Origin of the sequence: Synechococcus sp. KORDI-52 (assembly GCF_000737595.1) — a bacterium.
Taxonomy (GTDB): Bacteria; Cyanobacteriota; Cyanobacteriia; order PCC-6307; family Cyanobiaceae; genus Parasynechococcus.
On sequence record NZ_CP006271.1, the window covers coordinates 836,999 to 855,612 of the forward strand.

Genomic DNA, 18,614 nt, shown 5'->3' on the forward strand with positions numbered 1-18,614 from the left:
TAGATGCGGTTGGCCGGTGCGGTTGGTTGGCTGTGGTCAGTCGGTGAAGGCACCGCCGCCACCCCCCGCTGTAGCAGTAGGGAACAGTGCGGTGAGCACCTGGCGCTGGGCTTCCTGCATCTGGCCGGCGGAATAGGCGGCAGGGCAGCTGTTGGGCAGAAGCGGCTGCAGGCTGTCCCAGAGGTAAGGGCTGCCGTAGACCACCACTCCGGCCAGGCGGTTGAGGTCGGCCAGTTGTTGGATCGCTGCGGCCCAGGGTTCTTGGGCATCCCGCCCGGCGCGGAAGGGGTTGCCCCGCAGGAACAGCTGCAGCAGCACCGCTCCGTCGCCGAAACGGTCCAAAGCCAGGGGGGCCTCCGGCTGGCCGCTCCAGGGCGACAGGCCCTTGCCATGCAGCACGATCGAGCGAAATCCTTGTGCTTCCGGGATGCGCAGGGCCGGTGACCAGCCGCTGAGGGCGGCTGCGCTGGGCACCATGGCATCCACACGCACCAGGTTGATTCCTGCCTGCGGGTGAACTGCTGCATCGCTGACCGTGATGCTGTGGCGCACCAGCTCAGCCTCAAGGGCTTGCTCGGCTGCGGTGGCCATCGGATCTGAAGGGGTGATGGTGGGGCTCGATGCCAGCGCATCGGCCCGGCGCTGCAGGCTCTCCTCCAACCTCGAGAGGCAAAGCCGCCCACTGCTGAAACCGTCGCAGAGACCATCGATAGCGGCATCCGCATCCCCCGGCATCAGGATCAGGTCGGCCCCGGCTTCAAAGGCCAACACAGCTGCTTCGGCAGCGCCGTGCCGTGCGCTGATCGCTTCCATCACGAGGGCATCGGTCACCACCAGCCCGTTGAACCCCATCTGGCGCCGCAGCAGATCGGTGAGTACGGCTTTGGAGAGGGTCGCCGGCTGCTGTGGATCCAGTTCCGGCAGCACCAGATGGGCCGTCATCACGCTGTCCACACCGGCGGCAATGGCGGCCCGAAAGGGCGGCAGTTCGATCTGATTGAGCCGTTCGCGGCTGTGGGGCAGCACCGGCAGGTCCAGGTGGGAGTCGCTGGTGGTGTCGCCGTGACCGGGAAAGTGCTTGGCGCATCCGAGAACACCCGCTTGCTTCAGGCCCCCCAGGAAGGCCACAGCCAGGGCGCTGGCACTGTTGGGATCTTCGCCCCAGGCCCGCACATTGATCACCGGGTTGGCGGGGTTGTTATTGACGTCGCACACCGGGCCCAGCACCCAGTTCAGGCCACAGCGGCGAGCCTGTTCGCCGGTGCAGCGGCCATAGCGTTCACTCAAAATCAAGGCCCGTTCGGGGTCCCGCTGGTGGAGACGCCCGAGGGCCAGGGGCGGCACCAGCCAGCTGGCCCCCTCGAAGCGCTGACCCACGCCCTCTTCCACGTCGGCGCAGAACAGCAACCGATGCTCACTCCAGCCCTGCAGTTGCTGGGTGCGCTGCTGCAGCTCCACGGCGCTGCCCCCCAGCAGGATCACGCCGCCAACACCTTCCTGCAGCAAACGCTGCAGTTCGCTGTTCGGAAGCTCCCACTGCGGGTAGCGACGCTGCTGGTCGCTCAGATGACCACTGGCCCGAAGCACCAGCAGCTCCGCCACTTGGCGCCGCAGGCTGTCTGCCCCTGGATGGTCAGTCGCCGGGCTGTTCATCATTGCCTGGCTGTTGATCACTCCCCGGTGGAATGTCGCCCCGCTGCTGCCGTTCGTCTTCGAGGCGATTCAGCAGTCCCAGCACAGAGGTGCCGCGCTCCAGCCCTCGATCCAGCTGGAACACCACTTCGGGGGCGCGCCTCATCTGCAGCCGTCGCCCCAGTTCTCCCCGCAGGAAGCCGCTGGCGGCCTGAAGCCCCTCGAGCACCTGGTCGCGCTCCTGAGCTTCCCCAAACACGCTCACGTAGATCTTGCAGTGCTGCAGATCGCCGGACACTTCCACTTCGGTGATGCTCACCATGCCTTGATGCACCCGTTCGTCCCGGATGCCGTTGATCATCAGTTCACTGACTTCTTTGCGGATCAGGGCGGCCACCCGCTCCACTCGACGCCCCTGTGCCATCACGCCATCGGTGTTGAATTCACCATGGCACGCAGCACCAAGGTGAGGCTGATTCCACCGCTGATCAAGGCGCCGATCAAGGCCACGGCCGTGACGGGATTGCTCCGGCGTGCGGCCAGGGGTTCGGCGACGGAGTTCATCACTCCAAGGGTGAAGGCCACCAGGTAGCGCGGGTAGCGGGAGACGTTGAGGAAAAACTCCCGCATGGTTCTGGCGCGCTCGCAAATCTGCTGGCTACTCTGCCGGGCCCATGGCTGTTTTGGACATGTTGGAGCTGCATCAATTCCGCCATTCCGCGTTTTGTCTCAAGGTGCGGATGGTGTTGCAGGCCAAGGGGTTGAGTTTCCGCACCGTGGAGGTGACCCCCGGCGTCGGTCAGGTGGCCGTGTTCCGGCTGTCAGGCCAACGGCAGGTTCCCGTGCTGGTGGATGGGGATCAGGTGATTGCCGATTCCAGCGCCATTGCGCTGCATCTGGATCAGCGGGAACCGGATCCTGCCTTGATTCCTGCTGATCCGCGTCAGGCGGCCCAGGTGCATCTGCTGGAGGACTGGGCCGACACCACCTTGGCAATGGCTGGCCGCTCCTCTCTGGCTCAGGCTGCGGCACTGGACCCTGAGCTGCGGGTTGCTCTGCTGCCAGACGATCTGCCGGACCCCGTGCGTTCGGTGATGGGTGTGATCCCAGGCGGTTGGGTCAGCAACATCACCGAACTGGTCAACCAGAAGGAGCGCACCGAGCTGCTGGCCAGCCTGGAGCAGCTCGCCACATCCGTGCAGGCCAGTCCCTGGTTGGTGGGCGACAGCATGACCCTGGCCGATATCGCCGTTGCCGCTCAGTTGTCTCTGCTTCGCTTCCCCTCCTCTGCGGGTTCGGCCCTGGCCGGCAAAGGGGTGCCTGGGCTGAGCGATCATCCCAAGCTCCGGCCGCTGTTCCAGTGGCGCGACCAGATCGAACTCAAATTGATGGAGCGGACCCTGGAAGAGGTGTGAAGCGCAACTGGTAGTGGTGCTGGGCGATGGCCTGATCCCGCAGGCTCTCGCCCGGTGAGGCATAGCGTCCTTGCCACTGCTCGGCGCAGATGTCCTTGCCGCAGCGGTTGTAACGGCTCAGAGTTTCGATCCGGCTCAGCCGCGGTGGGCCGGGGGCATGCAGGATCTGTAGCACCAATTCATCGGCCAGGAAGGTGTTGTCGCTCGGGCTCTCCTGCCGGCGGCCCGTCACCGTTGTTTCGAGATAAAGATCGCCCTTGAGTCGGGCGATCTGTCGGTTGGCGGAGTCGGGGTCTTCTTCAACCCTCAGCAGCTGATCGCCAAGCACGGCATGGCCGATGGCCGTGGCGTTGAAGCTGCGGTCGCCGATCAGTCGACCGCGACGGTCGGCTTGAAACCGTGCTTGATGCAGCAGGGGCGGCTCGTCGGGGGCATCGAGATCAACGCTCTCCACCTGCCAGAGCCCGGCAAACCAGTCGGGATAGATCAGGTCGTCCCGATTTGAGGGCCGCGGCAACGGTGCCGGCAGGCTCCACTCGGGCCAACTGTTCAATCTCTGCTCAAGACCTGTCTGTGCCCAGGCGGGGCCGCCGCTGAGCAGGATGGTGAGGCCGATCAGCAGCATCCACAACCACCGTTCCATGTCTGATCCCCTAATCCGTGCCCTTGATGACTATGTGGTGCTGGAGCCCGGCAAGCCGGAGCAGCTGCTCAGCGTTGCCGACACGTTGACATGGTTGAGCGGTTGGTTGCGCAGCCTTGATCAGTTGCCGGCTGATCTGGTGGATCAACCTGATGTGGAATCAGCGGCGCAGCGGTTGATCGATACGGCCTGTGATCTGGAGATCAGCCCCGGGGTGACTTTGCAGTGGTTTGCGGTGCGGTTGGAGCCGCCCACCGCTTGAGATCAGTCGGTTCGGCGTTGGGCCGGATCCTTCAGCAGGCTGGGCAGCAGTTGCAGGATCCCTTCAGCGACGGCCTCTGGAGTTTCGTCGTTGATCACCACCGTGAGATCGGCTTCGCCATAGAGGGGGCGGCGCTCGTTCAACAGCGCGTTGAGAGCCGCCTCGGGATCGGTGGTCTGCAGCAGCGGACGGACGGTTCTGTCGGCGTTCAGCCGGTGCAGCAACTGATCGGGAACCACATCGAGCCAGATCACGATGCCGCTGTGCAGCAATCCCCAGTTCTCCGGCTGGGTCACCACACCTCCTCCGGTGGCCACCACCAGGGAGTGGCGTTGACTGATCGCACTGAGCACCTGGCTTTCCAGGCTGCGGAAGCCTGCTTCGCCATCCCGCTCAAAGATCTCCGGGATGCTGCAGCCAGCCGCCTGTTCGATCACGGCATCGGCATCCACAAAGCCGTAGCCCAGGCGTTCGGCCAGGGGACGGCCCGTGCTCGTCTTGCCGCTGCCCATCATTCCCACGAGGTAAAGGCTGCGCCCGCTGAGGCGTTGCTTGAGGGTGGGGGTGGAATCCGCCATGACTCGGAAATGGCATTAGCTCATTAGGATGCCTCGCGGCCGGAACGTCACATGACTGAAACGAAGTCACCAGCACGGCACGGCCAGGGTCGTGGTTGTGTCATCACCAGGCGGGCCTGTTTCAGTGCCAGCCATCGCTATTGGCTGCCCGAGCTGTCTGCCGATGACAATGCTGCCCGTTTCGGGCCCTGCGCGTTGGCTCCTGGCCATGGCCACAACTACGAGCTGATCGTGTCCATGGCCGGTGGTCTGGATGCCGACGGCATGGTGCTCAACCTCTCGGAGGTGAAGCATGCCATCCGCAACGAGGTGACGGGCCAGCTCGATTTCCGTTTCCTCAATGAGGCCTGGCCGGAATTTGACGTTTCCACCCCTGCAGGTTGCCTCCCCACCACCGAGGCCCTGGTGCGGGTGATCTGGCAGCGCCTCAGCCCTCATCTGCCGATCACGGCGCTGCGCCTCTACGAACAAACGGGCCTTTGGGCCGACTATCTCGGACATCCCATGGACGCCTTCCTCACCATTCGCACCCACTTCGCCGCCGCTCACCGACTTGCCCGCCCGGAGCTCAGTCAGGAGGAGAACGAAGCGATCTACGGCAAGTGCGCCCGTCCCCACGGCCATGGCCACAACTATCTGGTGGACGTGACCGTGCGCGGTGAGATCGATCCCCGCACCGGCATGGTCTGCGACCTCTCCGCGCTGCAGCGCCTCGTGGATGATCTGGTGGTCGAGCCCTTCGACCACACTTTTCTCAACAAGGATGTGCCCTTCTTCGAAGAGTGCGTGCCCACGGCCGAGAACATCGCGCTGCACATTGCCGACCGTCTCTCCAGTCCGATCAAGGCCATCGGCGCCAGCTTGCACAAGGTGCGGCTGCAGGAGAGCCCGAACAATGCGGCCGAGGTTTACGCCGAAGCACCTCAGTTGGAGATGTCTCCTGCCGCGCTCGATGCCGTGGCTGCCGTCTGATCGACGGTTTGATACCTCAACGCTCCACCGCTGTACGCCCCCTCGTCCGGCTGGTGCTGGCCATCAGCCTAGATGGCCGCTTGGCGCCGCCCGAAGGAGGTGCAGCCCAGCTGGGTGGTGAAGGCGACCGTCGCGCTTTGGAGCAGGCGCTCGCCTGGGCGGATGCCTGCCTGATCGGTGCCGGAACCCTGCGGGCCCATCAGTCCACCTGCCTGATCCGCAGCCCTCAGTTGCTTCAGCAACGCCGAAGCGAGGGGCGTGCCGAACAGCCAGCCGCTGTGGTGGTCAGCCGATCCCCCGACTTTCCAAGCACCTGGCTGTTTTTTGATCAGCCGCTTCAACGTTGGCTGCTGGCTCCTGAACCTGTGGATCAAGGTTTCGATCGTTGGTTCCCCTTGGCACCAACCTGGCCGGAGCGGCTCAAGGCGCTTGGAGCGGCTGGGATTCAGCGTCTGGTGCTCCTGGGTGGCGCCCAGCTCAGTGCCGATCTGTTGCAAGCCGATTGCGTCGATGCGCTCCAGCTCACATTGGTGCCCCAGCTCCTAGGCGGCCGCTGCAGTTGGTTGCCTTGCACCGACGCGCCGTTGCCAGTTGCCCTGGCGCAACCGGGTGCTTGGCAGTCCGATGGCGCTGAGGACTTAGGGGGCGGTGAGTGGCTTGTTCGCTACCGACGGATCCGACCTGGTTAAGGTCGTCGCACATGGGCCTATGGCACCGTCGCAATGACGTCACTCACGGCCCGCTGGCACCGCTCCATCAACGAAATCCCGGAGCAGCAGTGGAACAGCCTGGTGGGAGCCGATGCGATTCCCTTTTACCGCTGGAGCTGGCTGGAGGCTTTGGAAAGCTCAGGCAGCATCATTCCCGAGCAGGGCTGGCAGCCCCTGCATCTGGCCCTCTGGCGTGAGGACACTCCGATTGCGGTGGCTCCGCTGTTCCTCAAGGGCCACAGCTATGGCGAGTTTGTGTTCGATCAGACCTTTGCCCGTCTGGCGGCGGATCTGGGGCTGCGTTACTACCCCAAGCTCCTGGGCATGAGTCCGGTCAGCCCAGTGCTGGGCTACCGCTTCCATGTGCGATCTGGAGAAGACGAAGCTCTGCTCACCCGAGAGTTGCTGCGGGCGATCGATCGCTTCTGCGAACAGAACGGCATCCTCAGCTGCAATTTCCTCTATGTGGATCCGCAGTGGCGACCCCTTGCGGAGGCCGCCGGCTGTGCCGCCTGGCTCAACCAGCAGAGCCTGTGGAGCCGCGGTGACGACCAGACGTTTGAGGATTACCTCAAGGGCTTCAATGCCAACCAGCGCCGCAATATCAAGAGGGAACGCAAGGCTGTGGCCAAGGCCGGGATCACCGTGACACCCCTCAGCGGCGATCAGCTGGATCTGGCGCTCTTGCAATCCATGCATCGTTTCTACGAGCAGCACTGTGCGCGCTGGGGACCGTGGGGCAGCAAGTACCTGGAAGAGGGCTTTTTTGAAGCGTTGGCACGGCTGCACCGCGACCAGTTGGTGCTTTTTTCTGCTCACCGCGGTGACCCGCGCGATCCGGTGGCGATGTCGATGTGCGTACAGGACGGTCGTCAGCTCTGGGGCCGCTACTGGGGCAGCCACGAGGAGGTTGATTGTCTTCACTTCGAAGTCTGTTATTACGCTCCGATCGAATGGGCCCTGGCCAACGGCATCGTCAGCTTTGACCCTGGAGCCGGTGGCAGCCACAAACGCCGGCGAGGCTTTGTGGCCCGTCCTCACGCCAGCCTGCACCGCTGGTACGAGCCCCAGATGAATCAGTTGATCCGCACCTGGTTGCCCAAGGTGAATGGCTTGATGCTGCAGGAGATCGACGCCATTAACGCGGAGCTGCCCTTCAAAGCAGAACCCCCGGCCTTGGCTTTGTAGGTTGAAGGCATGACCACAACCCCGGAAGCACCGGCATCCACCGCTGCGGCGATGGATGCTCTTGATCAGCGCCTGTCTCAGCGGTTCATCGCTCTGGATCCCAGTGGCTATTTCTTGATCAAGTTGGATCGTGATGCCGCCGAACTGGTGCTTGAGCACTACGGCAACACCATCGACGACAAAGGGTTGGCCCGAGATTCTGAAACCGGTGAGGTGTTGCGCTGCGACGGGAGCAGTGCTCCTCGGCGCCCTTCAGCCGTTTACCGAGGCAGTACGGCCAAACAGCTGGGTATCCAGCTCACGGAAGGGGAAGCCCCACACCCGGTCAGTCGCCTCGACCATGCCCTCTACCTGGGGCGGGAGTTGCAGAAGGCCGAGCAGTGCCTGCGTGACGGCACGCTCTACGTGCAGGACTGAGGATCAGGCCGGCTGCAGCTCTTTGGCTGCCGTGGGTTCTTCAGGGGGCAGTGATTCCAGCTGTTCGCGGATCTCCTGCTGAACGATCGAGCGGTATTCGAGGAAGTGCTCGTTGTGGGCCAGCACCGAGAGGAACTGTTCAAGCAAGGCGGGGTTGTTGCGGGCCATGCCGAACAGGTAACGCCAGAAACGGGTTCGGGTGTTGCGCTTGATGCCCTGCCGCCACACCACGATGCTCAGCGCCTTGAGGTCCACCAGGCTGGGCAGTTTGGCCGCGGCTTTCCAGCGGGGTGCGCCCATTTTCAGGTAATAGCTGTAAACCCGGTCCATGTAGGCATTGGGTTCGTACAGCGCGCAGAACGCGTCCACGTACTCGTTGGCAATGTCGCGGATCGGTCGGGTGGGCTTGAAGTTCAGCAGGTTGGTTTGGTTTACGCCCCTGGCGGCGTCTTCCCCTTGAATCAATCGCCCTTCCCGCTCCAGCCGAGCCCAGAGGGCTGTCTTGGGCAGGGCCTGCAACATGCCCATCATCGCGGCGGGGATACCGGTGCGGGTGACAAAGTCCACGATGCGGTGGCCTGCGCCATCCTTCTCGCCGTCGAAACCGATGATGAAACCCGCCATCACGCGGATTCCGTTGGCGGTGATCCGGTCCACCGCGGCATCCAGTGGGTTGCGCGTGTTCTGCACCTTGCGAGCCGTTTCCAAACTGGCTTCGTCCGGGGTTTCGATGCCCAGAAAGACGCTTTCAAAGCGGGCGTCGTGCATCATCCGCATCATTTCCTCGTCGTCGGCCAGATCCACAGAGGCTTCGGTGGAGAAGCTGAAGGGGTACCCACGCTCCTCCTGCCAGGTGCGGATCTGCGGCAGCAGCAACTTGGCGTTGCGCTTGTTGCCGATGAAGTTGTCGTCCACCAGAAAGATCGAGCGCCGCCAGCCCAGGTCGTGCAGATATTGCAGCTCTGCCACCAACTGCTCGGGGGTCTTGGTGCGGGGCTTGCGGCCGTAGAGAACGATGATGTCGCAGAACTCGCAGTTGAAGGGGCAGCCCCGCGAGAACTGCACGCTCATCGAGTCGTAGGCCTCGAGTTGCAGCAGATCGAAGCGTGGAATCGGGGTGGCGGTGACATCTGGCTTGTCTCCCTCGGCGGTGAAGCGACCACCGGTTTCTCCCCGTTCCAGGGCATCCAGGAACATCGGCAGGGTGATTTCCCCTTCATCGAGGATCTTGAAATCCGCCAGATCCAGTTCCGGTGCATCCGGTGTGGAGCTCGCGAAGGGGCCACCAACGGCCACTGGCAGGCCTTTCTGCTTGGCTTTGCTGATCTGCGCGGCCATGTCGTCCTTTTGGACGATCATTCCTGAAATGATCACCAGCTCGGCCCAGTTCCACTCCCCGTCCGTCACCTCACGCACGTTCCGGTCCACAAGTTTCATCTCCCACTCCTGCGGGAGAAGTGCTGCCACGGTGACCATCCCCAGGGGAGGCAGCAGCACTTTGCGGTTCACCAACTCGAGAATCTTTTCGTAACTCCAGAAGGTCTTCGGGAATTCGGGATAAACGAAAAGAGTGCGCATGGCGTCGGGCGTTGGTGGATGGACGTCCGGTCAGCCCGGCTGGAGATACCTCTCAATCGGTATCAGCTGTTCACAAACCCTAAGCGCAATGGCCTGAACCCAGGCCAGTGTCTGATCTAATGGTGGTCACCTCCGTACTTGCACATGGGCGTCGGCATCTATTTCGGCCTGGTTGGTTCCGGTCTGGTGACGGCTTTTGTGCTCACCAAGCTGCTGAAGGGAATCAAGCTCATCTGAGCGGTTCCAGCGTCTTCGTTCCTCGCTTTCGCATCCAGAGCAAAGCCACAGCAGCGCTGAGGCCCCCGGTGAGGGCGAAAGCGGTGGAAAGGTTTGTGGTCATCACCAGCAAGGCCACAATCAACCCACTGATCCCGCCTCCGCCCAGGAAGGCGATCTGGCTAAGGCCGGCCATCCGACCACGCATCACCTGTGGTGAGCCGATCTGACTGATCAGGTTGCAGCTGCTCAACAGCCCGGCTGTGCCGGCGCCGATCAGAAAGGCCATCGCCAGGCTGAAGACAGGCCCCGGCGTTCGGGCCATTCCCAGCTGGGCCACTGCGGTAATCAAGCCAAAGCTCCCGAGGGTGAGGAAAGGGCGCCGGCAGAAACGCTGACTGTTGCGTTGCAGAACAAGGCCGCCCACGATGCTGCCGCCCGCCAGCACGCTGGTGAACAGCCCCAGATCCGTGGGCTTGGGCCCCAGTTGATCGAAGGCGATTAATGGGGCCAGTCCAGGGTGATAGAACCCGATCAGACACAGCACAGCGGTGAAGCTGAGCACCCCCTGCAGGGTGCTGCCGCAGTGGTGCCAGGCGTTGAGCAGGCTGGCGTCGTCGCCCCCGCTGCTGCGCACCTCCCGATCCCGATTGGGGTTGAGCAAGAAGATCACACTGGCGATGGGCAGCAGATAGCTCGCCGCATCAATGCCCAGGGCCCAGGCTGGGCCAGTGGCCGCCAGCAACAACCCGCCGATCGGGGGGCCCACCAGCTTGCCAACGTTGAAGACCACCGAAAAACTGGTGAGGTAGCCCGCCAGCTGTTCCGGCCGCTCCACCAGGATCGAGCAGTACTTGTTGCGGGCCGTTAACTCATAGGCACCGGCGATGCCCACCAAAAGGGTGCTGCAGAGCAGCAGCAGCACCTGGGCCGTGCCCTCCAACAGGGGAATCGCCAGGGCCCCCAGGCCAGAGGCAGCCAGCAGTGCCCATTGCGCCTGCACCAGCACCCGTTCACAGCCAACCCGGTCGGTGCGCACTCCTGCTGGACCACTCACCAGCAGGGTTGGAAGTGACAGAGCGGCGAAGTTCAACGCCAGCACAAAGGGGTCAACGCCCCCTTTCATCAGAATCCAGCCCTTGGCGGTGATGCCGGCGAAAGAACCCGCCGTGCTCACGCCGGAGGCGATCAGAAAAAGCTGGCGTTGCTGTTCGGCCCGCAGTTGGAGAAGGGTCAACCCTGGCGTCTCGCTGCGGCCACCATGGCGCGGGCACCAACAATCCGCCCGCTGAGGTCGTAGATGTCGGCCCCGGTGATCTCCACCGGCACCAGGCTGCCCGGCGCGGCCTGCTGACCATCGGCGCCGGGTAGCACCCGAACTTCACCGTCCACTTCGGGCGCAAAGCGGGCGCAGCGACCGATCATCTCGCCGGTTTGCGGATTGTGCTGTTCGATGAGCACGTCAACAGTGCGCCCCACCCAGCGGCTGTTCCGTTCCGCCGAAATGGGTTGTTGCAGAGCCATCAGGGCATCCTTGCGGGTTTGGGCTATCTCGGGATCGACGCGATCAGGCAGGTCCGCCGCTGCCGTGCCGTCCTCCGGCGAGAAGGTGAATACCCCCACGTGATCGAAGCGTTGGCGCTCAAGGAAACGCATCAGGTGCTGGAAGTGCTCCTCGGTTTCGCCGGGGAACCCCACGATCAGCGTGGTGCGCAGCACCGCGTCGGGGAGTTGGTCGCGGATCTGATCCAGCAGGCGGTCGTTCACATCCGCTTGCCAGGGTCGGTTCATCGCCCGCAGCACCTCCGGATGGCTGTGCTGCAACGGCAGATCCAGATAAGGCACCACATTGGGCACTTCCCGGTAAGCCGCCAGCACGTCTGGGGTCAGCCCGGTGGGATAGGCGTAGTGCACCCGGATCCAGGGGATTTCAACCTCGCCCAGGGCCCGCAGCAGATCCGCCAGCTTGGGTTTGCCGTAGAGGTCCAGGCCGTAGTTGGTGGTGATTTGGCTGATCAGGATCAGCTCCTGCACCCCCTGTTCCGCCAGTTGGTGGGCCTCGGCCACGATGGATTCGATCGGTCGGCTGCGCTGATCCCCCCGCAGCTTCGGAATGATGCAGAAAGCGCAGCGGTAGTCGCAGCCTTCGGCAACCTTGAGGAAGGCCACCGCCTGGTCGGTGGTGCGTTGGCGTGGCAGGTGTTCGTCACCCACAAAGGTGGGAACGGCGCTGACCTGATTGACACGCTCCCCCGCTTCCACCCGCTGCAACACATCCACGATGTGCTGGTAGTCGCCGGTTCCCACGATGGCTTTGGCCTCGGGGATCGACTCCAGCAACTCCTCCTGGAAATGTTGGGCCAGGCATCCCGCGATGATCAACTCCTTGCCCTGTTCCGCCAGTCCCACCAGGGTGCGCACCGATTCCTCGCGGGCGTCCTGGATGAAGCTGCAGGTGTTAACCACCACCACGGCGGCATCGCATTCATCGGTGCTGACGCCGTAGCCCGCTTCCGCCAGCAGCCCCACCATGTGCTCGGTGTCCACTCGATTTTTCTCGCAGCCCAGGTGGGCGAAGGCGACCGTCGGTTTCGTCGGGGTGCTTGTCATCACGTCGCCGGCAGGCCAAGGATCAGCCTACGAAGCGGCCTGATCACGCCGGAACTGACAGAATCCGATCACTTGAAGATCAAGGATGGGCACCACCCGTCTCGTGAGCCGACGACGCCAGGATTCCGGCGCCAAATGGGCACGCATCGCCATGGCGGTGCTGGCCACTGCGGGGCTGATCGACACCGGTTCGATCACCCTGAAGCGCTGGGGTTTGCTCGGCAATCTCACCTGTCCGATGGGGGCCGACGGTTGCGACAAGGTGCTCAACAGTGCCTGGGGGACGGTCTTCTCAGGGATTCCGTTGTCGATGGTGGGGGTGCTGGCCTACGGCGCCGTGCTGCTGATGGCCTTGCTGCCCTTGCTGCCGGGCTTGCAGGAAAACAAAAGTGACCTGTCGCGCCGCACCTGGTGGGGCCTGTTCACGGTCTCCCTGGCCATGGCTGTTTTCAGCGGCGTGCTGCTGGGGGTGATGTTGCTCAAGATTCAGGCCTTCTGCTTCTTCTGCGTTCTTTCTGCAGGCCTTTCCCTGGCCTTGTTCGTGTTGTCCATCGTTGGTGGCGGTTGGGACGACCTGGGCCAGCTGCTGTTCCGAGGTGTTCTCCTGGCTCTGGCGGTGCTGCTGGGGGGCTTGATCTGGGCGTCGGTGGTGGATCCGAATCGACCCGAGGCCGTGGCCAGCGGATCCCGGGCTGCTCCGCTCGTCACCACCGAAAGCACGCCCGCCTCGATCGCCTTGGCTGAGCACCTCACCAGCAGTGGTGCCGTGATGTATTCCGCCTACTGGTGCCCCCATTGCCATGAGCAGAAGGAACTGTTCGGCAAGCAGGCCTCGAAGCAGCTCAAGGTGGTGGAGTGCGCGCCGGACGGTGAGAACAACCAGGCCGATCTTTGTCGCAGCAAAGCGCTGGAGGGCTTCCCCAGCTGGGAGATCAACGGCAGCATCGATTCCGGTGTGAAAGGGCTCGACACCCTGGCGGAACTCAGCGGCTACAAGGGTGACACCGACTTCTGAATCAGGGATGTCCTAGTCCCGGACGGCACGGGTGATGATGGCCTTCTGACGCTGCTGCCGCGAATGCTGGCGCCATTGCGGCAAGGGCGCAGGTGCATCACTGCGGAAGTGTCCTCCACGGCTTTCGCCGCGAAACAGGCAGGCTTGCAGCATCAAACGGCTGGTCAGCAACCTGTGGTGGAGATCCAGCAACAGGTTCAGATCGCGTCTGCTGTTCTCCGCTAACAGGCGGGGTGCGCTGGGCTCCTGCTGCAGCAACGCCTGCAGCAAAGCCTGTTGCTCTAACCGCTGTTCGTCCTCCTGCACCGTGGCCAGTGCCTCACGCAGGCCAGCGGAGGATCGCTCCACCCCAGCCCGTCGCCAGCAGAGTTGTCGCAGCCGTTCGATCGCGTCGATCAATTGCGAACTGCTGCTGCCGTCGAGGTCCAAGGTGAGCGGCTGCACTGAGCTTGTGGCGAGGGCCGTGGGGGCGGGGCCGAGTTCGATCTCCTTGAGACGATGGGCGAACACCAGGCACTCCATCAGGGAATTGCTCGCCAGCCGGTTGGCGCCATGCAGGCCGGTGCAGGCCACTTCTCCTACGGCATAGAGACCAGGCAGCGTGGTGGCGGCCTGCAGGTCTGTGGCCACCCCTCCCATCCAGTAGTGGGCTGCTGGGGCCACGGGGATCGGCCGTTCCAATGGATTGAGTCCGAGTTCGTCGCAGCGGTCCAGGATTGTTGGAAAGCGTCTCTCCACCTGGTCGCGCGGGATGGTGGCGAAGTCGAGCCACATCTGTTTCACGCGCTGCCGCTGCATGGCCTGCATCAAGGCCCGGCTCACCTGGTCCCGCGGTGAGAGGTCGCGTTGGGGCAGGTGGGCCACAGGGCTGCCCCCCTGGGCATCCACCAGCACCCCGCCCTCACCGCGAACGGCTTCGGAGATCAGAAAGCAGGGGGCGTCATCCAGGCGGATGGCGGTGGGATGGAACTGCACGAATTCCAGATCCTCCACGGCTGCGCCCGCTTGCCAGGCGAGGGCGATGCCTTCGCCGCAGGCCTGGGCAGGGTTGGTGGTGTTGGCGAACAGATGGCCGCCGCCGCCACTGGCCAGTACCACGGCCCGGGCTTCGATCCCGTGCAGATGTGCTCCATCCAGCACCTGCACGCCGCAACAGCGCCCATCGCGCACCAGCAACTGGGTGACGCGAACGCCGCGACGATGCAGCAACCCTGGCCGTTGCTCAACACGGTCTCGAAGCACATCCACGAGCGCCCGTCCTGTGCGGTCCTGCACGTGCAGCACCCGTCGGTGGCTGTGGGCCGCTTCCAGCGTGGTGGACAGACCGTTTTGATCCCGGTCGAAGGCCATGCCCAGTTGCCCCAGGCGTTCCACGCAATGGGGTGCCTCCTGCACCAGCAGCCGTACGGCATCGCCGTCGCACAGCCCTGCCCCTGCCAAGACGGTGTCTTCGGCATGGCTCTCGGCGCTGTCTTCCTTGCGGGTTACCGCAGCGATACCCCCCTGGGCCCAGCGGCTGGAAGAGCGTCGCCCCGTGTTGCGATTTAGCAGAAGGACCTTGAGCCCAGGGGGCAGGTCAAGGCAGGTCATCAAGCCTGCAGCCCCGGCACCGATCACCACCACGTCCCAAGGACCTGAAGGGATGGGATCAGAGCTGCGGGGCTGGGCCATCAAGGGGACAAAAAAACCGCCGGTTGTCCGGCGGTTCAAACAGTCACAGTCAATGTGACGGAGTCATCAATCAGCGGTACTGGCCATCGTTGATGCGGTCGTCTCCTTCATTCAACGCAATGGAGGGGGGTGTGACGGTGAAGTTGTCGCGGTATTTGGCGAAAAGTTCCTGCTGACGCTCGGTCAGATCAAGAGAGAGCACGTCATCCACGCTGTCATAGGGACCGCCGAGAACGATTTTTCCAGCCATCGTCGGGTACATCCCAGGGAATTGCTGGAAGCGCCGTACGGAGGAATTGTTCAGGTCGACCTTGCCTTCACGTTCAGCAATCTTGTCGTCAACAACGTTGCGGATCACGTTGCCGGAATACTTGTCGCGAAGGTCGTCGTCGGCATAGACACTGCTTGGAAGCACAAGACCTGCCATCAGACTTGCCATCAACAGTGCGCCGGTCAGCCAGCTCAGAAGCCGCTTCATCTCAACTCTCGATCAGGGGTCAGAACGGGTCGACCGGCAATGCCGGCAGAGGAAGACTACAAGTCCTAGCGCCCCTGCCTCCCCTGCTCGGAGGTAGTTTTTGCAGTTCGTTTCACTCGATCAGGCCACTGAGCCCGGGTTGCACCAATGCTGAGAGCAGGAACAAGCCATCCACCCAAAGGGTGGTGATCAACACAGCCGCCGCCATGGTTCCGGCCCCAGCCACCAAGCTCTGGCTGCTCCTGTTCAGCCAACGCCCGGCCATCAGAACCAGACCGGCGGCCACGACAAGGATGGCCAGAGGAAGGGGGTGAAGAAGATGTAAGCCTGCTTGATGCAGAAGCAGTGGTGCTTGGTCAAGAGAGGCTGTGACCACCTCCGGCCAGAACTGCATCACTCCGGTGGCCGCCATCGCCAGATCCGTGCAGGCTGTGCCCACCAGAGAGGACAAATAAAACGTCGCTGCAAGGCGCCAGCGTCCCTGAAGGCCGCCTAACGCCAAGGGCAGAGCGAAGGCTTCCACCGGGATGTGCAGGACGGGGTGGGCTCGCAGCCATCCCCAGAAAATGCAACCCGCCAGCCAGCTGCCGCTGAAGCCGATCAAGATGGAACCCAGCTCAGAGGTCGTTTCTGAGCGGCTCTGATGCATCACCAGGCCAGCTGCGATCAAGACGCCCGTGAACAAGGTGGCCGAAAAAGGATTCAGACGAACCCAGGGGGCCTGTAGGAACACCGGCAGCACCACCATTGCAGCGGCAATGCGAGCCACGGGGAAGGACCACGACCGAGCGGGGGCTGTGGTTTGCCAGGTGCCGCCGATCAAGTCCCTCTTGTGAAGAAAGTCCCGGAACCTTAGAAGACATCATCAAGTGGCGCGGCTGACATTCCCTCCTCGTGCGCTGGGGATACCGTCAGGGCGACATCTGTTGTGTTGATGGCGGACCCCTCTGCATCCATCACTCTGCTGGAGGCCTGCTGGCGCGATCTGGTGTTGGGGGTGGTTCAAGGACTCACCGAATTTCTGCCGATCAGCAGCACGGCCCACCTGAAAGTGGTTCCTGTGCTTTTGGGGTGGGGCGACCCGGGTGTCTCCGCGACCGCCGCAATCCAGCTGGGCAGCATCGTTGCCGTCGTTGCCTATTTCCGCATTGATCTCTGCCAGGTCCTGCGGGGCATCAGTCGCGCCATTCGCCATGGCCAGTGGCGGGAACCCGAGGCCCGTCTGGGACTCGCCATGGCCGTCGGCACCCTGCCGATCCTGGTGGTCGGTCTTGCGATCAAATTTGCCTGGGCCGGGGGTTACGAACAGTCGCCGATGCGCAGTGTTCCCTCCATTGCCATCGTCTCGATCGTGATGGCGTTGCTGCTGGCCCTGGCTGAACGGGTTGGGGCGCGGCGCAAGCCCCTTTCAACCGTGTCGGGCCGGGATGGCCTCATGGTGGGGTTGGCCCAGGCGTTCGCCCTGCTCCCGGGGGTGTCGCGCTCCGGCAGCACCCTCACGGCGGCTTTGTTCGACGGTTGGCAGCGGGCCGATGCAGCACGCTTTTCCTTTCTATTGGGCATCCCCGCCATCACCATTGCGGGGCTTGTGGAGCTCAAGGATGCTCTGGCTGCCAGCCCTGGCACTGGGCCCCTGCCGTTGCTCGTCGGAATTGTTTCGGCTGCGGTGGTGTCGTGGCTGGCAATCGATTGGTTGCTGAAGTTTCTGCAGCGCAACAGCACGCGGATCTTTGTTGTTTACCGGCTGCTGTTTGGGCTGCTGCTGCTGGTCTGGTGGGGCGTTCACGGCGCACACTGAGTTCAGATGAAGCCGGCTTGTGTGGAATGAGCCATCCGCCGGGGTTGCTGTTGCAGCTCTGGATCCAAACAGCAGTGGTCGTCAACCGCAGCCCGCGGTTGTGGCCTCCGTGGAAGCCGACTCGATCGGGGAGGAGCTGGGTTTTGAACCGGGCGATCAGTTGCTCAGCATCAATGGAATCCGACCGCGGGATCTGATCGATTACCGCTACCTCTGCGTGGACGAGGAGCTTTGCCTGGAGGTGCGTGACGCGAAGGGTGCGTTGCATCGGGTGGAGTTGGAGAAAGACGCCGATGACGGTCTCGGCCTGGCGTTCACCGAGGCTCTGTTCGACGGCTTGCGCCAGTGCAACAACAACTGTCCGTTCTGTTTCATTGATCAGCAGCCTCCAGGTCGGCGCGACAGCCTCTACCTCAAAGACGACGATTACCGGCTGAGTTTTCTTTATGGCTCTTATCTGACCCTGACCAACCTGGGCGAGGCCGACTGGCAGCGGATTGAGGAGCAACGTCTGTCGCCGTTGTTTGTTTCGGTGCATGCCACGGATCCCGAGCTGCGCTCTCGCTTGCTTGTGAACCCGCGTGCCGCCCAGGTGATGGATCAGCTCGCCTGGTTTGACCAGCGTGATCTTCAGATCCATGCCCAGGTTGTGGTCTGCCCGGGGCTGAATGACGGTCCTGCCCTGGAGAGAACGCTTAACGACCTGGCCTCCTTCGCGGCTGGCCCTTGGCCGGCGGTGCTGTCTGCAGCGGTGGTACCGGTGGGACTCACCCGTTTCAGGCCTGCGGACGATGGCCTTGTTCCTGTCGATCCCGCCTGCGCCCGCAGGGTGATAGCTCAGGTTGAACCCATGCAGCAGCGCTTCCAGAAGGTTTTGGGCACCCGTTTTGCCTGGCTTTCGGATGAGTGGTACCTGGTGGCGGGGTTGCCATTGCCGCCCAGGGATGACTACGAAGATCTTCCGCAGCAGGAAAATGGCGTGGGCAGCATCCGCGCGTTCCTCGAAGCCTTGGACGTTGCCACTGAGGATTTGCCCCGTTCAGTTCCCCAAACCCGTCGTTGCAGCTGGGTGGTCGGTCAGATCGTGGCTCAGGCGTTGCAACCCGTGGCCGATCGGCTGAATGGCATTGAAGGTGTTGAGTTTCATCTGATCGGGCTGCCGAGCCCCTACTGGGGGCAGGAGCAAGTGGTGACCGGCCTGCTGACGGGCCAGGATCTGCTCAGTGGCTTGCAGGGCCGTGATCTGGGTGATGAACTACTCCTGCCGTCGGTGATGTTGCGGCAAGGGCAGCCCCTGTTTCTGGATGACATGACCTTGGAATCCTTGGCCGCGCAGCTCCCGGTTCCCATTCGGATCGTGAAAGGGGCGGCTGATGTCGTGGCCTCTGTTCTGGGCGCCGTAGGAAAAAGTCCTTATGCTCCGTGAAATTC

21 protein-coding genes are annotated in these 18,614 nt (G+C 63.2%); 10 read left to right on the top strand and 11 right to left on the bottom strand.

Annotation, left to right across the window (positions count from 1 at the left end):
- Nucleotides 1-36: 36 nt before the first annotated feature.
- Genes KR52_RS04160 through KR52_RS04170 form a run of 3 tightly spaced genes read right to left on the bottom strand, consistent with a single transcriptional unit; the run spans nt 37 to nt 2,262 of the window.
- Nucleotides 37-1,653, bottom strand: coding sequence for a glycoside hydrolase family 3 N-terminal domain-containing protein (locus tag KR52_RS04160; protein WP_038552856.1), 1,617 nt, complete (start codon nt 1,651-1,653; stop codon nt 37-39).
- Nucleotides 1,634-2,056, bottom strand: coding sequence for a 30S ribosome-binding factor RbfA (gene rbfA, locus KR52_RS04165; protein ID WP_038552860.1), 423 nt, complete (start codon nt 2,054-2,056; stop codon nt 1,634-1,636). Before rbfA ends, KR52_RS04160 begins: the two co-directional genes overlap by 20 nt.
- Nucleotides 2,056-2,262, bottom strand: coding sequence for a DUF751 family protein (locus tag KR52_RS04170; protein WP_038552863.1), 207 nt, complete (start codon nt 2,260-2,262; stop codon nt 2,056-2,058). The genes rbfA and KR52_RS04170 overlap by 1 nt, the downstream gene beginning before the upstream one ends.
- Nucleotides 2,263-2,321: 59 nt before the next feature.
- On the opposite strand from KR52_RS04170, the gene KR52_RS04175 reads away from it, so the two are divergent.
- On the top strand, nt 2,322-3,047 hold the full coding sequence (locus KR52_RS04175; protein WP_038556829.1) for a glutathione S-transferase family protein: 726 nt from the start codon (nt 2,322-2,324) through the stop codon (nt 3,045-3,047).
- Here the strand turns inward: KR52_RS04175 and KR52_RS04180 are convergent.
- On the bottom strand, nt 3,013-3,690 hold the full coding sequence (locus KR52_RS04180) for a DUF6816 family protein (RefSeq protein WP_038552866.1): 678 nt from the start codon (nt 3,688-3,690) through the stop codon (nt 3,013-3,015). The genes KR52_RS04175 and KR52_RS04180 overlap by 35 nt on opposite strands.
- On the opposite strand from KR52_RS04180, the gene KR52_RS04185 reads away from it, so the two are divergent.
- Complete coding sequence (locus tag KR52_RS04185) at nt 3,689-3,952, top strand: chlororespiratory reduction protein 7 (RefSeq protein WP_038552869.1); 264 nt, start codon at nt 3,689-3,691, stop codon at nt 3,950-3,952. The two genes, KR52_RS04180 and KR52_RS04185, sit on opposite strands and share 2 nt — an antisense overlap.
- Before the next feature lie 2 nt (nt 3,953-3,954).
- Here KR52_RS04185 and KR52_RS04190 read toward each other — a convergent pair whose 3' ends face one another.
- Nucleotides 3,955-4,530 carry a shikimate kinase gene (locus tag KR52_RS04190; protein WP_038552872.1) on the bottom strand — a complete coding sequence of 192 codons (576 nt, stop codon included), beginning with the start codon at nt 4,528-4,530 and terminating at the stop codon, nt 3,955-3,957.
- Nucleotides 4,531-4,581: 51 nt separating this feature from the next.
- Here KR52_RS04190 and KR52_RS04195 point away from each other — a divergent pair, with 51 nt between their 5' ends.
- Genes KR52_RS04195 through KR52_RS04210 form a run of 4 tightly spaced genes read left to right on the top strand, consistent with a single transcriptional unit; the run spans nt 4,582 to nt 7,817 of the window.
- On the top strand, nt 4,582-5,502 hold the full coding sequence (locus KR52_RS04195; protein WP_038552874.1) for a 6-carboxytetrahydropterin synthase: 921 nt from the start codon (nt 4,582-4,584) through the stop codon (nt 5,500-5,502).
- Between the two features lie 11 nt (nt 5,503-5,513).
- Nucleotides 5,514-6,191 (top strand): dihydrofolate reductase family protein, encoded by a 678-nt coding sequence (locus tag KR52_RS04200; RefSeq protein WP_038556831.1) that lies wholly within the window; start codon nt 5,514-5,516, stop codon nt 6,189-6,191.
- A 33-nt stretch (nt 6,192-6,224) separates the two neighbouring features.
- Nucleotides 6,225-7,400, top strand: a complete 1,176-nt coding sequence (locus tag KR52_RS04205) for a GNAT family N-acetyltransferase (protein WP_038552877.1) — start codon at nt 6,225-6,227, stop codon at nt 7,398-7,400.
- Nucleotides 7,401-7,409: 9 nt separating this feature from the next.
- The gene (locus KR52_RS04210; RefSeq protein ID WP_038552880.1) at nt 7,410-7,817 is read left to right on the top strand and encodes a DUF4346 domain-containing protein; all 408 of its coding nucleotides are present in this window, start codon (nt 7,410-7,412) and stop codon (nt 7,815-7,817) included.
- A 3-nt stretch (nt 7,818-7,820) separates the two neighbouring features.
- Here KR52_RS04210 and KR52_RS04215 read toward each other — a convergent pair whose 3' ends face one another.
- The gene (locus KR52_RS04215) at nt 7,821-9,395 is read right to left on the bottom strand and encodes a B12-binding domain-containing radical SAM protein (protein WP_038552883.1); all 1,575 of its coding nucleotides are present in this window, start codon (nt 9,393-9,395) and stop codon (nt 7,821-7,823) included.
- 144 nt (nt 9,396-9,539) lie between these two features.
- Between KR52_RS04215 and KR52_RS04220 the strand changes: the two genes are divergently transcribed.
- On the top strand, nt 9,540-9,632 hold the full coding sequence (locus KR52_RS04220) for a hypothetical protein (protein ID WP_038552886.1): 93 nt from the start codon (nt 9,540-9,542) through the stop codon (nt 9,630-9,632).
- On the opposite strand, the gene KR52_RS04225 is transcribed toward KR52_RS04220, so the two are convergent.
- Both KR52_RS04225 and rimO read right to left on the bottom strand, forming a co-directional pair.
- Entirely contained in the window at nt 9,625-10,848 is a 1,224-nt protein-coding gene (locus KR52_RS04225) for an MFS transporter (RefSeq protein WP_038552889.1), read from the bottom strand. The genes KR52_RS04220 and KR52_RS04225 overlap by 8 nt on opposite strands.
- Entirely contained in the window at nt 10,845-12,221 is a 1,377-nt protein-coding gene (gene rimO, locus KR52_RS04230) for a 30S ribosomal protein S12 methylthiotransferase RimO (RefSeq protein WP_038552892.1), read from the bottom strand. Before rimO ends, KR52_RS04225 begins: the two co-directional genes overlap by 4 nt.
- An 85-nt stretch (nt 12,222-12,306) precedes the next feature.
- Here rimO and KR52_RS04235 point away from each other — a divergent pair, with 85 nt between their 5' ends.
- A complete protein-coding gene (locus KR52_RS04235) occupies nt 12,307-13,236 on the top strand; it encodes a vitamin K epoxide reductase family protein (protein WP_038552895.1) in 930 nt (309 codons plus the stop codon).
- Nucleotides 13,237-13,248: 12 nt separating this feature from the next.
- On the opposite strand, the gene nadB is transcribed toward KR52_RS04235, so the two are convergent.
- The 3 genes from nadB to KR52_RS04250 all read right to left on the bottom strand — a co-directional run bounded on the left by nadB (nt 13,249) and on the right by KR52_RS04250 (nt 16,208).
- Nucleotides 13,249-14,907: an L-aspartate oxidase gene (nadB, locus tag KR52_RS04240; RefSeq protein WP_038552898.1), complete on the bottom strand. Its 1,659-nt coding sequence runs from the start codon at nt 14,905-14,907 to the stop codon at nt 13,249-13,251.
- Nucleotides 14,908-14,977: 70 nt separating this feature from the next.
- Complete coding sequence (gene psbU / locus KR52_RS04245; protein WP_038552901.1) at nt 14,978-15,385, bottom strand: photosystem II complex extrinsic protein PsbU; 408 nt, start codon at nt 15,383-15,385, stop codon at nt 14,978-14,980.
- 112 nt (nt 15,386-15,497) lie between these two features.
- Nucleotides 15,498-16,208, bottom strand: a complete 711-nt coding sequence (locus KR52_RS04250) for a DUF3120 domain-containing protein (protein WP_038552904.1) — start codon at nt 16,206-16,208, stop codon at nt 15,498-15,500.
- A 111-nt stretch (nt 16,209-16,319) separates the two neighbouring features.
- Here KR52_RS04250 and KR52_RS04255 point away from each other — a divergent pair, with 111 nt between their 5' ends.
- Together KR52_RS04255 and KR52_RS04260 are read left to right on the top strand one after the other, a co-directional pair.
- On the top strand, nt 16,320-17,183 hold the full coding sequence (locus tag KR52_RS04255) for an undecaprenyl-diphosphate phosphatase (RefSeq protein WP_038552906.1): 864 nt from the start codon (nt 16,320-16,322) through the stop codon (nt 17,181-17,183).
- Nucleotides 17,184-17,202: 19 nt separating this feature from the next.
- Nucleotides 17,203-18,609, top strand: coding sequence for a TIGR03279 family radical SAM protein (locus KR52_RS04260; protein WP_038552910.1), 1,407 nt, complete (start codon nt 17,203-17,205; stop codon nt 18,607-18,609).
- Nucleotides 18,610-18,614: the final 5 nt, after the last annotated feature.

Bases quoted from the DNA above. Each gene is read 5' to 3' on its own strand.
- KR52_RS04160 (WP_038552856.1), bottom strand. From the start codon at position 1,653: ATGAACAGCCCGGCGACTGACCATCCAGGGGCAGACAGCCTGCGGCGC.
- rbfA (WP_038552860.1), bottom strand. From the start codon at position 2,056: ATGGCACAGGGGCGTCGAGTGGAGCGGGTGGCCGCCCTGATCCGCAAA.
- KR52_RS04170 (WP_038552863.1), bottom strand. From the start codon at position 2,262: ATGCGGGAGTTTTTCCTCAACGTCTCCCGCTACCCGCGCTACCTGGTG.
- KR52_RS04175 (WP_038556829.1), top strand. From the start codon at position 2,322: ATGTTGGAGCTGCATCAATTCCGCCATTCCGCGTTTTGTCTCAAGGTG.
- KR52_RS04185 (WP_038552869.1), top strand. From the start codon at position 3,689: ATGTCTGATCCCCTAATCCGTGCCCTTGATGACTATGTGGTGCTGGAG.
- KR52_RS04180 (WP_038552866.1), bottom strand. From the start codon at position 3,690: ATGGAACGGTGGTTGTGGATGCTGCTGATCGGCCTCACCATCCTGCTC.
- KR52_RS04190 (WP_038552872.1), bottom strand. From the start codon at position 4,530: ATGGCGGATTCCACCCCCACCCTCAAGCAACGCCTCAGCGGGCGCAGC.
- KR52_RS04195 (WP_038552874.1), top strand. From the start codon at position 4,582: ATGACTGAAACGAAGTCACCAGCACGGCACGGCCAGGGTCGTGGTTGT.
- KR52_RS04205 (WP_038552877.1), top strand. From the start codon at position 6,225: ATGACGTCACTCACGGCCCGCTGGCACCGCTCCATCAACGAAATCCCG.
- KR52_RS04210 (WP_038552880.1), top strand. From the start codon at position 7,410: ATGACCACAACCCCGGAAGCACCGGCATCCACCGCTGCGGCGATGGAT.
- KR52_RS04215 (WP_038552883.1), bottom strand. From the start codon at position 9,395: ATGCGCACTCTTTTCGTTTATCCCGAATTCCCGAAGACCTTCTGGAGT.
- KR52_RS04220 (WP_038552886.1), top strand. From the start codon at position 9,540: ATGGGCGTCGGCATCTATTTCGGCCTGGTTGGTTCCGGTCTGGTGACG.
- rimO (WP_038552892.1), bottom strand. From the start codon at position 12,221: ATGACAAGCACCCCGACGAAACCGACGGTCGCCTTCGCCCACCTGGGC.
- KR52_RS04235 (WP_038552895.1), top strand. From the start codon at position 12,307: ATGGGCACCACCCGTCTCGTGAGCCGACGACGCCAGGATTCCGGCGCC.
- nadB (WP_038552898.1), bottom strand. From the start codon at position 14,907: ATGGCCCAGCCCCGCAGCTCTGATCCCATCCCTTCAGGTCCTTGGGAC.
- psbU (WP_038552901.1), bottom strand. From the start codon at position 15,385: ATGAAGCGGCTTCTGAGCTGGCTGACCGGCGCACTGTTGATGGCAAGT.
- KR52_RS04255 (WP_038552906.1), top strand. From the start codon at position 16,320: ATGGCGGACCCCTCTGCATCCATCACTCTGCTGGAGGCCTGCTGGCGC.